At 55.3% G+C, this 14,554-nt stretch carries 14 protein-coding genes; 10 read left to right on the forward strand and 4 right to left on the reverse strand.

Annotation, left to right across the window (positions count from 1 at the left end; all coding sequences use genetic code 11):
• The first annotated feature begins 103 nt into the window (after positions 1-103).
• The 3 genes from EYQ49_02060 to EYQ49_02070 all read left to right on the forward strand — a co-directional run bounded on the left by EYQ49_02060 (position 104) and on the right by EYQ49_02070 (position 2,770).
• Positions 104-403 (forward strand): carboxymuconolactone decarboxylase family protein, encoded by a 300-nt coding sequence (locus EYQ49_02060; protein ID HIG24663.1) that lies wholly within the window; start codon positions 104-106, stop codon positions 401-403.
• A 30-nt stretch (positions 404-433) separates the two neighbouring features.
• Positions 434-1,498, forward strand: a complete 1,065-nt coding sequence (locus EYQ49_02065; protein HIG24664.1) for a pyridoxal-phosphate dependent enzyme — start codon at positions 434-436, stop codon at positions 1,496-1,498.
• Between the two features lie 75 nt (positions 1,499-1,573).
• The gene (locus tag EYQ49_02070) at positions 1,574-2,770 is read left to right on the forward strand and encodes a dehydrogenase (GenBank protein HIG24665.1); all 1,197 of its coding nucleotides are present in this window, start codon (positions 1,574-1,576) and stop codon (positions 2,768-2,770) included.
• 49 nt (positions 2,771-2,819) lie between these two features.
• On the opposite strand, the gene EYQ49_02075 is transcribed toward EYQ49_02070, so the two are convergent.
• Complete coding sequence (locus EYQ49_02075) at positions 2,820-3,992, reverse strand: class I SAM-dependent RNA methyltransferase (GenBank protein HIG24666.1); 1,173 nt, start codon at positions 3,990-3,992, stop codon at positions 2,820-2,822.
• Between the two features lie 51 nt (positions 3,993-4,043).
• Here EYQ49_02075 and EYQ49_02080 point away from each other — a divergent pair, with 51 nt between their 5' ends.
• The 3 genes from EYQ49_02080 to EYQ49_02090 all read left to right on the forward strand — a co-directional run bounded on the left by EYQ49_02080 (position 4,044) and on the right by EYQ49_02090 (position 6,536).
• Positions 4,044-4,232, forward strand: a complete 189-nt coding sequence (locus EYQ49_02080) for a hypothetical protein (GenBank protein HIG24667.1) — start codon at positions 4,044-4,046, stop codon at positions 4,230-4,232.
• 145 nt (positions 4,233-4,377) lie between these two features.
• Positions 4,378-5,223 carry a metallophosphoesterase gene (locus tag EYQ49_02085; protein HIG24668.1) on the forward strand — a complete coding sequence of 282 codons (846 nt, stop codon included), beginning with the start codon at positions 4,378-4,380 and terminating at the stop codon, positions 5,221-5,223.
• A 5-nt stretch (positions 5,224-5,228) separates the two neighbouring features.
• On the forward strand, positions 5,229-6,536 hold the full coding sequence (locus EYQ49_02090; protein HIG24669.1) for a hypothetical protein: 1,308 nt from the start codon (positions 5,229-5,231) through the stop codon (positions 6,534-6,536).
• Here EYQ49_02090 and EYQ49_02095 read toward each other — a convergent pair.
• A complete protein-coding gene (locus EYQ49_02095; protein HIG24670.1) occupies positions 6,533-7,192 on the reverse strand; it encodes a TetR/AcrR family transcriptional regulator in 660 nt (219 codons plus the stop codon). The two genes, EYQ49_02090 and EYQ49_02095, sit on opposite strands and share 4 nt — an antisense overlap.
• A gap of 42 nt (positions 7,193-7,234) precedes the next feature.
• Between EYQ49_02095 and EYQ49_02100 the strand changes: the two genes are divergently transcribed.
• Genes EYQ49_02100 through EYQ49_02115 form a run of 4 tightly spaced genes read left to right on the forward strand, consistent with a single transcriptional unit; the run spans position 7,235 to position 13,447 of the window.
• Positions 7,235-9,502 (forward strand): arylsulfatase, encoded by a 2,268-nt coding sequence (locus EYQ49_02100; protein ID HIG24671.1) that lies wholly within the window; start codon positions 7,235-7,237, stop codon positions 9,500-9,502.
• 21 nt (positions 9,503-9,523) lie between these two features.
• Complete coding sequence (locus tag EYQ49_02105) at positions 9,524-10,429, forward strand: alpha/beta fold hydrolase (protein HIG24672.1); 906 nt, start codon at positions 9,524-9,526, stop codon at positions 10,427-10,429.
• Complete coding sequence (locus EYQ49_02110) at positions 10,426-10,887, forward strand: SRPBCC family protein (protein ID HIG24673.1); 462 nt, start codon at positions 10,426-10,428, stop codon at positions 10,885-10,887. The genes EYQ49_02105 and EYQ49_02110 overlap by 4 nt, the downstream gene beginning before the upstream one ends.
• Positions 10,880-13,447, forward strand: coding sequence for a sulfatase (locus EYQ49_02115; protein HIG24674.1), 2,568 nt, complete (start codon positions 10,880-10,882; stop codon positions 13,445-13,447). Before EYQ49_02110 ends, EYQ49_02115 begins: the two co-directional genes overlap by 8 nt.
• Positions 13,448-13,466: 19 nt before the next feature.
• Here the strand turns inward: EYQ49_02115 and EYQ49_02120 are convergent, their stop codons facing one another.
• Both EYQ49_02120 and EYQ49_02125 read right to left on the reverse strand, forming a co-directional pair.
• On the reverse strand, positions 13,467-14,279 hold the full coding sequence (locus EYQ49_02120) for a phytanoyl-CoA dioxygenase (GenBank protein ID HIG24675.1): 813 nt from the start codon (positions 14,277-14,279) through the stop codon (positions 13,467-13,469).
• Between the two features lie 2 nt (positions 14,280-14,281).
• On the reverse strand, positions 14,282-14,554 hold a 273-nt coding region (locus tag EYQ49_02125), incomplete at its 5' end, for an acyl-CoA dehydrogenase (protein HIG24676.1).

Raw genomic sequence — 14,554 nt, forward strand, 5'->3', positions numbered from 1 at the left:
TGAAAGAGACTCCATGACTACTTTAGATAACCCAACCACTGAGGGATGCTGTGGCGTTGAACCAGAAGCCAGCGGCTGCACCCAAGGTTTCTTGGGCACCCACATGGCCCCGTTTACCTCGGCGTTAGAGAATCTTGACCAAGCGCTCAACGCCGCCCGAACAGTTGATGCGAAAACCGATGAATTGATTCGTTTTGCCTTGTCAATTAAAGCCCGCTCTGAACCATGCGTACGCAAGCACTTCGTTGGCGCAAAAGCGGCCGGGGCCACCGAAGCTGAAATAGGCTACGTGTTCGCCCTGACCATGCGTGAAGCAGCCGGGGCTGATGACTGCTGGACCCACGGAATCATCTCTTCACTCGTGGCTGAAGCAGGCGAAGAGCCCAGCGGTTGCTGCGGCTAACCTCCCCAGCCTTTACTGAAGGATTGTTAAATGCCTAACGGTGATCTAAACGCGTTTACCGGCAAACATGCCGTACAAGACTTCATGAATCCAGGAAAGCTGGCTTATCTGCCCCTGGTGGAGTTGCCGGAACATCTCAACCCCATGGCGAGCGACGGGGTGCGTATCATGGCCAAACTCATGACCTTCACCCCGTTGCACAATGTGAAGGCCATACCGGCTTTTAACATGATGGCGGCGGCCGCTCAACGCGGCGAGTTGGCAGGCGTGGAAACCATTATCGAAAACTCCTCCGGGAACACGGTGACTGCTTTAGCGGTATCCGCTCGCCAGTTTGGTATTGAACAAACGAAGGCCATCGTGCCCAGCGAAGCCAGTTGGCAAAAAATCCAGATGCTGCAATTCTTTGGCATTACCCCCATAGTGAACCAAGAGCCTGCCGATCCCGACGAGGCTGATGAGCGCAGCGGCATCTACAAGGCCAAAGAGATGGGGAGTCAAGAGGGCTGGATGAACCCCGGTCAGTACACCAACCCCGACAACCCCGAAGCGCATTATCAATGGATTGGCCGGCAAATCTGGGAGCAAACCAGCCAAGCAATAACCGTGCTTTGTGGAAGCTTAGGTACCACCGGCACCATGATCGGCAATTCTCGCTATCTAAAAGAAGCAAACGAGGCCATCCAAGTAGTGGGAGTAAAACGTGCTCCCGATAACTACGTGCCGGGGCCCCGCACTGAGCTCTTGTTGCGCCTCATCGGCTTCGACTGGCCTCCCCATTTAGATAGCCAACAGGTGGCCACCACTAAGGACTCTTATCGCTCCAGCATGGAACTATCGCGCAACGGCATCTACGTGGGCCCTAGTTCTGGGCTGTCTTTAGTGGGGCTGGTGGCTTACCTTGATCAGCAACAACAGGCTGGCACGCTTGATCAACTGCGCAACGAAAACGGTGAAGTGGTCTGTGTATTCATGTGCCCCGATACCCCGTTGCCTTACTTCGAGGAATATTTTCGGTACTTAGCGGCGGAGGACTTTCCTGAAATAGTGAACCAGGAACTCTTAGAGAACTTGCCCTCAGACCAACCGCAGTGAATCGTGGCCTGCGGGTTAGGCACCTTTACGGGGTATCGCTTAGGGTAGCGCTGACCTCTAACAAAGAAGATACTTATGGGACAAGAGCCTCTCTCGGAAGAAACAAGCGAACAGTTCCGCAGCCAAGTGCGCTCGTTTCTTGCCGAACACACCCAACTCGATGCCGATTTGACGGCCTCTAAGAAGTTTCACGCCAAATTGGCCCAAGCAGGGTTAGGAGGATTGGTCTTCGATCAGAAATACGGCGGAGCGGGTCTTACCCGAAATCACGACCGTATTTATCGGGAAGAAGCGGCACATTTCCCGACCATGAGCAACGAGTTTATTATTAGTCATGGCATGTGCCTGCCGGTGGTTAATGACTTCGGTACCGAAGCGCAAAAGGTTAAGTATTTGCCCGACGTTATTTCTGGCAACACTTTGTGGTGCCAGATGTTTTCTGAGCCAGGGGCCGGCTCCGATGTGGCCAGTTTGCAAACCAAAGCCGAACGCGACGGCGAAGAGTGGATTATCAACGGACAAAAGGTGTGGACCACCTTGGCGCAGGTCAGCGATTACGCCGTACTTATTGCTCGCACCGACCCCAGCGCCGTCAAGCACGCCGGTATTTCCATGTTTATTTTGCCCATGGATGCTCCGGGCGTAGAGGTGCGGCCCATTCACCAAATCGACGGCTCGAGTCATTTTAACGAGGTATTTTTCACCGATGTGCGCCTACCAGTTGACCACCTTTTGGGCGAACTCAATAATGGGTGGAACCAGGCTACGGCCATGTTGATGTACGAACGGGTGGCTATCGGCACGGCGGGTAGCGGAAAAATCAGCCAACCTAATTACAAAATGTTAAAGGCGGCCGCTGAAGCCAACGGGTCACTCGAGGACCTCAACGTTCGTCAAGAACTGATGCGCATTTATTCCATGGAAACCGCCAAAGCCTTGGTGTCCCTGCGTACTCGTGCAGAGATGCAAAGCGGCAAAGCTCCGGGCCCCGGTGGCTCTCTGGGCAAGCTTTTTAGTTCGGTCATCCAGTGGCGGGTAAGAGAATTATTGATGAATATGGCAGGACCCTGTTCGCAAGCTTGGGATCCTGAGGACCCGCACGGCTACGATTTAGCTAAGCACACGACAGGTTCGTTCACCGCTTCAATAGCCGGCGGTACTGACGAGATCCAGCGCAACATCATTGGTGACCGGGTTTTAGGCCTTCCCCGAGATATTTCTATAGATCGTGGCGTGGCGTTTAACGAACTAAAAGTCGGCACCCAGCGTTAACCACCTCTAGGTGAAACCGAGTTTGGGGCCTGACCTTAGGTTCGGTTTGTTAGGAAGCGATGAAAGCGCCGACTGTTTCGCCATGGGTAGTACCGGGGAACATGTCCACCACGGTGAGTTGCTCAAGGCGCATCCCACCTGCGGCCAGAAGTGCGGCATCGGCAGCAAAAGCACCGGGCTCACAACTGACGAGAACAAATAAGCTTGGTTCGGCAGCTAGCAAAGTGGCCATGGCCGCCTTGCCCACCCCTTCACGAGCTGGGTCGGCTATGACCAGCGCAGCAGGCGAAGCATTCCAACTTTCTACCGGTGCCTTGATGATCTTGACCGACTCGGCATCGAGGTTTACCCGAGCGTCGGCTATGGAGTGACTATTACGCTCAATAGCCACCACCGAACGACCATGCCCCACCGTGCCAGCGAAAACTCCGATTCCGGCGTAGGCGTCGACCATAGGGCCATCGGTGCCCAGCGCATCGACCATGCCCGATACCACGGAAACCAAGGCATCAACCCCGGCCGGCCGATTCTGAAAGAACGACCGAGCTGAAATACGCCACTTGCGGTCCGCCGCTTCTTCGTGAATCCAGGCCCGCCGACCCTCGCTTAGTTCTTTGGCGCTAACCACTAAAACATCAGAAGGCACGCTGACTTCCTCTGGATCGCCCTCAACAAGCACCAGACGATCGTCGGTACGACTCCCTACCCGAATGGTGACTTGGCTGGCTTCGCCGAAACGGCCATCAAGTAAGATTTCTTCAACCATAGGGTCGAGGGCCTCGCATTTGGTTGGCAAAATCACCTCGTGGGAGCCTCGCATGCGGTACCCGGCCTGACCGTCTTTGACAATGGAACGCACCGTGGTGCGCCCTTGGTCGTTAACTAGCGGCCAAAGAACGGGGGACGGTGCGGCCACCTGTGCCCGGTCTAACTGATCAAGTACAATGTTGGCCTTCATAGCGAGTTGCGAATCAGGGGAGAGGTGCAGCAGGTCACAGCCCCCGCAGCCTGCCTGTTGAGTAGTGCAAGTGACCGGGATACGCAAAGGCGAAGGGTTAAGAACCTCCAACACCCGTGCACGAGCCCAGCGTTTTTTCACCTTGGTTAACTCGACGGTCACCGTTTCGTCGGGCAACGCACCTTCCACGAAGATCACCTGACCATCTTCGGCTCGCGCCACTCCAGCCCCGTCGCGAGCCACACCGTTAATCTTTAGTTCCATACGGAAATGGTACCTTCTCTGCCAGAGAGAACTTTGTGCACATTGAAGCACATGAAAAAATTTGGCATTCGCTCATTAAAACAAAATGCATCAGCGGTAGTGGCCCAAGCCGTTGCTGGAGAGACAATCATAATCACCGACCGAGGAAGCCGGTTGACAGTTATCTGCACTCCCCAAGGGGCACTTCAAACCCTGCTGGACTCCGCACCTTGGACACTATCCATCTGGAGGTGGCGCTAAGTTTAGTAGCGACCTTGATGGAATGATTACCTACGATCACCGGCTGGCCTCTGCAGCAGAGATGCACGGGATTCCGGTTCTGTCGCTGGCCAAAATTTGTATCTATTGGGTCGCTCAGGTCGGCCGTAGCGGTTAGCCTCCGCCCGTGGACATTCTTCATATTACGGACTTGCATTTTGGCCCCTATCACTGGTTGGCCGACGACCAAGAGTTACTGGAGCGGCTCAACGCTTTTGACGCTGACCTGGTATTCAACACCGGGGATTCCACCTCTGACTCGCTCCCCGAAGAGTTTGCTGCGGTGCAGGCATTTCTTTCCGGATTGCAGTGCCCCAACGTGGTTTCCATCATGGGTAATCACGACAAATATGTCAAACGCTCCCAAGAACTCTTTCGCCAGTACCTTTACGACGGACCGTTTTTGGAACCCAAAGACCCCTCCAAGGTGACCAAGCCAAAGGTGTATCACGACCCACAAAAGATGCACCTCAGCGAGTACCTGGCCGACGTCAACTTTGTTCGCCAATTCACCATCGGGCAAGAAGAGGTGTTGATTCTCTGCTTGGATACCAACAAGTTTCAAAGCGACTTCGGCTTAGTAGAAGAACAGTTCTTGTATGCCATGGCCGATGAAATGGCTCGCCGCACCTATGACCGGGCCATCATGCTGGCCCACCACCCCATTGTGGTGACCGACCCTGACCCGCTGATTGATTCAAAACGGGTAGCCGATTTTGTTTTGGATAACCAGATCGAGGCTGTTTTTTGCGGCCATACCCACGAGGTTGACATGGTGGAGGTTTCAGACTTGGTTCGCCAAGCCAAGTTTCGCCAGTTCATGACCGGGTCGTTGTCTTCGGCCAATGTTTATCGAGACAAAAACATGTTCACCACTTTCAAAAACTTTGGTACCGCGGAAGAAAAAATCATCATCACCCGCATTGAGGTAAGCCCTGATGGATTGGCTTATCGCGACACGGTGGTTTCTTAGCAGCCATGCCTTTTAAGGAGCTAACGTTTCCTGAGGGGCTTCGGTTGCTGCACCGCTGGCAGGCCGGCGAGCCAGAAGCCAAGCAACGCCTGCAAGAAATATTTACTGACGTGTTTAGCGGCCAGGTAGACGAGTTGTTTGCCGACCCGTCACCACAAAATTCTGTGCATGTTTCGGGGTCCATAGATTTATTGACTCTGGGTATTGTTTTTGACCTGTTCGGCATTACGGCCAAGCAGTTGTATCAGGAAGATCCCGAACGTTACGTACGGTCTGTGCTTTTAACTTTGAAATTGCTCGGCATGCCCAAGTCATATTTGAGTTGGCCGGTTTATGGGTTTACGGCGGAGGCTTTGGGTCAAGAAATGATTTACTCAGATCGTTACTCTCCTGGCACCAACCCCGAGGTGACGTTAATAGATGCCAGCAACTGGCAAGACCTGCCTCCGGTGGATCTCACCACAGGAATTCCAAAAATATTAGATAAAACATTGGACTTCTACGAACGGTTGACGGGCTTTCATTCGGTCCTACATCTGTCGGCCCCGTATAGTTTGGCGGCCGATATTTTTGGTCAAGAACATTTGATTAACGCCTTGACCCGCCAGCCAGAAATGGTGAACGACTTTTTAGATTTGTTGGCCGACCGGGTTTTGGTGCCATGGATGGACCATTATTTTGCGCAGCACCCCCAAGGGTGGGTGGAGTTTTCTGATGCCTCGGGTTCGCCTTTTTTCATCGGCCCGAGAAATTGTCGTGATGTGGCAATCCGCTCCATTCGGCGCATTATTGATCAAAACCCTTGGGGCGATCGGGTTTACGATGCCAATTATCGTGGTGACTATGTCACGCAGGTTAGCCCACGTAGCGGCTCAGGGGCCCGCCGTCGTAAACCGGTGCAGCCCGAGCAGCCAGCGATAACCCTTGAAGAGCTTTTTGAAGCCAAGCACGGGGTTTGTCGCGATTACGTCATTCGTTTGGCTGACGATCGGGTAGATGTCGAACTTTATGTTGAAGAGGCCATCAAACGAAATATCCCCCTATTTATGGGAGTGGGTGCTACCCAGATTGACCGCAATACCATGGCTGACCTCTCTTTGGCGAGCAAAGATTTGGCCGCCACCATTAATGAACATGTGGCGGGTATTTGTCGAGTGGCTAACCACCTCGCGGCCCACGGTTACAGAGACCGCACGCCACCTTGGCCGGGCACCATTTATTTTGAAGATGTGAGTGCCGAGTCAAGCTTTGAACTCATTGAGGTAATCGTTGGGGTGGTCTTGAGTGAAGGTCGTGGCAAGATTTTGGTTTAAACGGTAGCCATCAAGCGGGTTAGGGTTTTTTGCCAACTGGCGGCGATGCGTTTGTTGCTGTGCTGCTGGTCTTGTCTTTGTTGGTCCCAGGCTTCAAAGGAGGTCAAGGCGATGAGTGAGGCAAGCAGGTCTTCTTGGTCATCGGGGGAGTGGCTGCGCAACTCTTGGGCAAAGTGCTGGGCAAGTTGTTGGGTTTGGTTCTGGCGCTGCTGGTGCAAAGTGGTTTGAACGTCTGGTGTATCAAAGGCCCGCCAACGGATGAGTCGGGCAATGGGTCCGATGGCTTGGTACTGGGCGAGGCGGCTGGCCACCAGGGAGGTAATTTTTTCTTCGGTGGTGCCACAGGATATTTCTGGCAATTCAAAAAGGTGGGCAAAACGCTCCAAGCATTGTTGGGTGGCGTACTGGCGGAGGTCTTCTAAAGTCTCGAAGTATCGAAACAGCGTGGCCACGGAAATACCGGCGCGCTGGGCGACTTGCTGAGCAGTGGGTGGGGCGTGGCCTTCGTTAATTAGGTCAATCATGGCTTCTAAGGTGGCCAGGCGCCCTCGCTGGCTTCGAGCCCGCCGACCATCAATTGGTTGTGGTGCGCTGTGGGGTGGGGTGTGGGAGGCCATAAGAAGGTTTGAGCAAAGTATTGATACTGCTACTCGCATAAGTTATAGTCTGAAGCAGCCAAGAGCAAGCAAAAGGAAAAAATGCCCAACGCCCCAGAACCCTTCGCCGGCCGCATCGGAAGAACTCTCGCTGAGTCCACCCCAAGTTTCGTTGAGCCCCCGCACCCCGGCCAAGACGCTCCCAACGTGGTGGTAGTGCTGCTTGACGACACCGGTTTTGCCCAATTCGGTTGCTACGGCTCCGACATTGACACCCCGAACATCGACCAGTTGGCGGCCGGTGGCTTGCAGTTCACCAACTTCCACGTGACCCCCTTGTGTTCACCCACTCGAGCTTCATTGCTTACCGGCCGCTCGCAACACGCCGTAGGTATGCGCTCGGTGTCAAACTTCACCACGGGTTTTCCCCACCAACTCGGGCACATCTCGCCCCAAGCCTCTACCTTGGCCGAGGTATTAGGTGCCGCCGGTTACGCCACCTTTTGCACCGGCAAATGGCATCTGGCCCCCATGGAACAGTGCTCGGCCGCCGGCCCCTTTGACCACTGGCCGCTCGGAAAAGGTTTCGACCGTTTTTACGGTTTCCTAGAAGGGGAAACCGATCAGTTTTACCCAGAACTAGTTTCGGACAACCATCCAATAGACCCACCGGCTAAGCCTGAAGACGGCTATCACGTGAGCGAAGACCTCATTGACCAAACCTTACGGATGATCAGCGACAGCAAAGGGGTGCGCCCCGACCGGCCCTTTTTTGCTTACGTCCCGTTTGGTGCTACCCACGCCCCGCACCAAGCGCCCGAAGAGTACCTTGCTAAATATCGGGGCGCTTTTGATGAAGGCTGGGATGTAGTACGGCAGCGTTGGTTTGAGAAACAAATTGCCCTGGGGGTTATTTCCGAACAAACACAATTGGCGCCCCGTAACCCAGGTGTGGAGCCATGGGACGAACTCCCCGAAGTGCAACAGCGCCTGGCCGCCCGACTACAGGAAGCCTTCGCCGCCTTTCTTGATCACACCGATGATCAAATCGGCCGACTGGTGCAAGGTTTGGACGACCTCGGCCACCTCGACAACACGCTGCTAATTTTGTTAGCCGACAACGGAGCCTCACAAGAAGGTGGACCATTCGGGGTCATGCACGAGATGAAGTTCTTTAACGGGATTCTCGAAACCCCCGAAGAAGCCATCAAAGACATCGAAACCATCGGTGGACCTCAAAGCCACACCAACTACCCGTGGGGCTGGGCCCAATGCGGGAACTCTCCCTTCAAGTGGTACAAGCAAAACACCCACGAAGGCGGAGTGCATGTTCCCATGATCGTCCACTGGCCCCAAGGCGTCAATGAATCTGAACAAGGTACTAAACGCCACCAGTTTGTCAACGTGGCTGACATTGCCCCCACCATCTACGAGTTCCTTGGCATTGCGCCACCAGAAACCTTCAACGGCGTAGAGCAACTCCCGGTAACCGGTCACTCCTTTGCTCCGTTGCTCAACGCAGCAGACCACCCGGCGGTCAACACCTTGCAATATTTTGAGATGGCCGGTAGCCGCGCTCTGGTAGCCGAAAACTGGAAAGCAGTGTGTCGCCACCTGCCCGACGCCGACTACGACACCGAACCATGGGAACTCTACGACCTGGCCGTCGACGCCTCAGAATGCAACGACCTGGCTGATGCCCATCCCGAAAAACTTGAAGAACTCAAAGCTCTTTGGTGGGACGAAGCCCAACGCCACGGGGTTTTACCACTCGACGACCGTGGCCTTACGCTCTTTGGGCCACGTTTTCGTGATCTCTCGCCTCACCCCACCAGCCGGCGCTATGTCTACCGCCCGCCCATGTTGCCTATTCCCGCTCAGGCCTCGGCGGCTATTGGCGGGCGAAGTTTTGACCTTACGGCACAAGTTGACCGGCAAGCAGGTCAAGAGGGTGTGCTCTGGGCCACGGGTACCGAAAACTCTGGCATCAGTTTTTTCCTCTTGGACAGCCAATTGGTTATGGAATACAACGCCTTTGGTCAACGCACCGTAGTCAGAGGGCCCGGGCCGGTCCCCGAAGGAAACAGCACCCTAGTTGCCCAGTTGCGGCGCACCGGGGCCCGCACCGGCACCATGCAACTTTCCATAGATGGAAGCCCCGGAGCGCTGGCTGAGTTGCCTCTTTACATGGGGGTCATTTCTTCGGTGGGTTCCAGTATCGGCTACGACCACGGGTCCGCAGTGTCCACGCAATACCAAAGCCCCTTTGCCTTCGCTGGCACCTTGCAGCAAATAGAAATTGAGTTGCTCTCACGCCAGTCAATAGAAGCAGCACGCGCCCAAGCCCAAGCCGAAATGTCTCGGCAATAATCACCAAGAAAGTAGAAACCCATGGAAACCCTCCGCACCCCCGATGAGCGCTTTGCTGACCTCCCGGATTTCCCCTATGCCCCGCATTATGCAGAAATCAGCGACCAAGACGGCGGCACCTTGCGGGTGCATTACCTTGACGAAGGTCCCCGTGACGGCGCCCCGGTGCTGCTTTTGCACGGAGAACCCGTCTGGAGTTACCTCTACCGCTCAGTGATGCCCCCCCTGCTAGCGGCGGGCCACCGAGTCATTGTCCCCGACCAAGTTGGTTTTGGACGTAGCGATAAACCCACCCAGAAATCTGACTACACCTACGCTCGCCATGTGGCGTGGATGTCGGCGTTGATCTTTGACGAACTCAACCTTGAAGACATAACTTTTTTCGGCCAAGATTGGGGTGGCCTCATTGGGCTTCGTCTGGTAGCCGCCCAGCCTGAACGCTTTGCCCGGGTGGCCATTAGTAATACGGGGCTCCCCACCGGCGACCACCCGGCCAGCGAGGCCTTTTTACAGTGGCAAGCTTTTAGCCAAACCTCCCCAGAGTTTTCCGTCGGAAAGATCGCTAGCGGGGGGAGTGTTCAAGGGTTTTCTGAACAAACCATGGCCGCCTACGACGCTCCTTTTCCTGACGACAGTTACAAAGCAGGGGCCCGCATTTGGCCTTCTCTGGTCTGTACCTCTCCAGATGATGTGGAAGCCTCAGCCAATAGAGAAGCATGGGAAGCCTTAAAGAAGTTTGACCGGCCATTTCTTTGCTGCTTTGGCGACCAAGACCCCGTGACTCTTGGGGGAGATCGCCCCTTTAGGAAGCTCGTCCCCGGTGCGCAAAACCAACCCCACACCACCATGGAAGGTGGGGGACACTTCGTGCAAGAAGACTGCGGCCCCGAACTGGGCGCTCTCTTGGTTGATTTCATAAAGGCATGATCGAACTCACCGACCAAACCCAAGTGCCCCAAACGGCTACAGAAGTATGGGCTTTGCTTAGCGATTTTGGGGCCATCAGCGGTTGGGCAGACAACGTGGACCATTCCTGTTTGCTTTCCGACCAGACCTCGGGCTTGGGCACGGTGCGTCGTATTCAAAGTGGCCGCAACGTGGTGGTAGAAACCGTCACCATCTGGCAGCCAGAAACTTCGCTAGCTTACCGCATCACCGGACTGCCCCCGGTTATTAAATTGTTATCTAACGCCTGGACGCTCGAATCAAACTCGCAAGGCACCCTGGTGACCTTGGCCACCCGTATAGATGCCGGGCCACGGCCACCACAAAAAGTGATCGCCAAAGCGGTGGGCCGCAAGATGGCCAAAGCCGCCGAACAAATGCTCAGCGGGCTAGCCGCCGCACTAACTGCACCAAGCGCATCGGAGAACTCTCATGAATAAACCCGACATCGTCATCATCATGACCGACGAAGAACGGGCCGCCCCGAGTTACGAGTCGGAGGCCCTTACTCAGTGGCGCAGCGACACCCTGGGCGGTCGAAAATGGTTCACCGATAATGGGGTGGACTTTGGCCGCCACTACACCGGTTCTTTGGCTTGTGTGCCCAGTCGTCCCACCCTCTTTACCGGGCAATACCCCGACGTTCATGGGGTCACTCAAACCAATGGTTTAGGAAAAATGGCCAACGACAGCCGCCTGCGCTGGCTGCGCCCCCACGAAGTGCCCACCTTGGGCAACTGGTTTCGGGCCGCTGGTTACGACACCCATTACGACGGAAAATGGCACATATCTCATGCCGATCTTTTCGACCCAGAAACCGGTCAACCATTGGCCACCAACGACGCCCAGGGTGTTGTTGATGAACAAGCGGTTACTACCTACCTTGATGCCGACCCGTTAGGTTCCTTTGGTTTCTCAGGTTGGGTAGGCCCAGAGCCCCACGGGGGCATACTGGCCAATTCGGGTTACTGTCGCGACCCGCTGATTGCCCAACGAGTGGTGGCCTGGCTCAAAGACCGCTACGCCCGTAGGGCTGCCGGCGAAGTCGACGCTCAAAAACCGTTCTTACTGGTGGCGAGTTTTGTGAACCCGCACGACATCGTACTTTTCCCTGTTTGGCAACGGCGGGGCTTTCCTTTTGAGCCGTCGTCTCTAGACCCGCCTGCGGTACCCCCTTCGCCCACCGATGACGAAGACCTGGCCAGCAAACCAGCCGCCCAAATCGCTTACCGCTCGGCCTACCCCTCGGGTTATGGGCCGCCGGCGGTGGTGACCAAGACCTACCAGAAAAATGCGCAAGAATACCGTGATCTCTACTATCGCCTGCACGCCGAGGGCGACTCCGCCATTGACCAAGTGCGCCGAGCGGTCACCGAAAACGGTTCCACTGATGCGCTGCTGGTGCGCACTTCCGACCATGGCGATTTACTTGGGGCACACGGAGGACTCCATCAGAAATGGTTCAACCTCTACGACGAAGCCACCCGGGTTCCCTTCACGGTGGCCGGATTAGGGAACCAAGCGCTACAACCCCAGCGGGTCAACAGCGCAGCAACCTCTCATGTGGATATGGTGCCCACCTTGTTGGCGGCCGCCGGCATAGACCAAGAGTCCACCGCTGAAGAGTTGCGCAAAACCTTTTCCGAAGTGCACCCGTTGCCTGGCAAGAACTTGCTTCCAGCGCTTCGCCAAGAAGTAGACCACGACGAAAGCCGGTCTGTTTACTTGATGACCAGGGACAACATGTTGGAGGGCGACAGCGAAGCCAGCGGAATGGCCCGCAAACTGGGTAAAGCCGACAACCCGCCCATGCCATTACGTATTCAAGTGCCGGCCCACGTGGCAGCTAACTTTGAAGGGCTTGTATCTCGAGTGGCTACCCATGATGAACCTACAGGCTTGGGCCATCTATGGAAAATCGTCCGCACCTATGACGACCCGGACACCTGGACAGAACCCGGGGTACGTCACATGGCCGCTACCGGTATCGGTGGTCCCACTTATCGCACCAAAGCGTTGCCCGACCAATGGGAACTCTACGACCTTGACGCTGACCCCAACGAAGCAACCAACCGGGCCACCGACCCAAAGGCCGCTCCAGTGTTTGGCATTTTGACCGAAAGGCTAAAACAAGAACAACGGCGCTGCTTGCCCGAACGAAACAAGCCATGGCCCTACGCCCAGCGACCCACCAAGGAAAAAATGAAAAGCAAAACACCTCCACCTCCCGCACGACTGCTTCGTAAAGGTCTGCAGCGATTGGGCATGCACCCCGAAGACGCAGCGGAGGTCAGCTTTGATTTAAGCGGACACCGAGCCCTGGTGGTAGCTACTAACGCCGCCGTCTTAGAAATTGGTAAACCTACCGGTGTCTTCGCCAGCGAAATGACCGTTCCCTACTATGCATTCCTGGATTCAGGGATGCAAGTGGATATAGCGAGCCCACTTGGGGGAGTGGTACCCGTGGACCCCAAGTCTCTGAAACCGGTGCTGCGCACCCCCAGCGATGACCGTTTTCTTGGTGATAAAGAATTTCAAGCAAAAGTTAGCGATTCGCTAGCCATAGAAGGCCTAGATATGGCCAACTATGACGTGGTCTTTTTAGCGGGTGGTTGGGGAGCGTCTTTTGACTTTGGTTTCTCGCAAGTTTTGGGTCAAAAAATGACCGAAGCCAATGCGCTCAACCGGGTTATTGGTGGAGTATGCCATGGCCCTCTCGGTTTGCTCAATGCTAAAGACGCCAATGGTGAAGATCTTGTCAAAGGTCGGCGCATCTCTGCGGTGACCGATAAGCAAATTTCCGAATTGGGTATTGGCAACACCCCCCACCACCCGGAAACCGAACTGCGAGCCCACGGTGCGGTCTTCGAAAGCGCCACCAAGTTTCGTGACCCATTAGCCAACCACTGGGTGGTCGATGGCAACTTAGTTACCGGCCAAAACCAGAACGCCGCCCCCATGGTGGCTCGAGAAATGATGGAGTTGTTGGAAAAGCGCTAAAGCAGCCTTAAGAACTGCTCTAACGGTCCCATACGTTGGTTGCGTTATCGGCCCCCAAAAGCAGGTGCGCTGGACTGTTTTTGTCAATGTGCCCAATAAGCCCCTGATAAACGCCGTAGCCGCAGAGTTCTTGCAGGCGAGGGGCAAAGGTTCGCACAAGTTCTTGCGAGAGGCCCAACTGCTGATTTTCTTGTTGGCGAATCCAGCCGGCGCAGTAATTCATGGCGATGCCTACCCTGGTCTGGGCACTCTGGTTGGCTCCGCCCCCATGCCACAGGCTGCCGTGCCATATCAAGACACTGCCCGCCGACATCTCTGCCGGAATGGTCGCATAAGCCTCTCCGAAATTAGGGGAATGGTCGACAAGGTGTGATCCTGGGACTAATCGAGTGGCGCCATTTTCTTCGGTGAAATCCGTTAAAGCCCACATGGAGTTGCACACCGTAGAAACATGCGGCTTGGCTAGGGGGTGTAGTTGGTCGTCGGCATGAATGGGCTGAGGGGCCTCCCCGGGGTCAATGGCAACAGAAGATAAAGAAGAAATGAGGCAGCCTTGGTCGAGCACCTCTTCGACCAAGGGCAGCACCGCAGAATGCACAGGAATTTGTGACCAAAGGGGGCCGTGGCTTAGCAAGTTGTAGACGCGCCGGGTTTGATTGCCTTCAAAGCGGTTTCGAGCGGGTCGGGTATTGAGTTCTCTTTCAATTCGTCCGAGGTCTTCTAATAACTCTTGGGCCAAACCAGAAGAAAAAACGTTCTCAACAATGGTGTAACCGTCGCGTTCTATCCGGGCAAGGTGGCCAACTGTTGCCCCACCCGCCTCGGTGGGCAAGGCTAAACCCGGGGCTCTTTGGGAAGCCCAAGCACCATTTCACCAACGATGTTGCGCTGCACCTGCGACGTGCCGGCATAAATGGTGCCGGCTCGAGCATTGTAGAACGCCCCCACCCAAGAGGTCGAAGAGTTGGGTGAACCGGTCCAGTCGCCATGGAATGCTCGTCCACGCCATGAACCAGTAGGGGTCATGGCTTCGGCGCCCAAAATGTCTACCGCTAATTCAGTCATACGTTTGTGATACTCAGACCAGTACAACTTAAAGGTGGATTC

This window comes from Acidimicrobiia bacterium (assembly GCA_012959995.1).
In the GTDB taxonomy this organism is placed as follows: domain Bacteria; phylum Actinomycetota; class Acidimicrobiia; order Acidimicrobiales; family MedAcidi-G1; genus MedAcidi-G2B.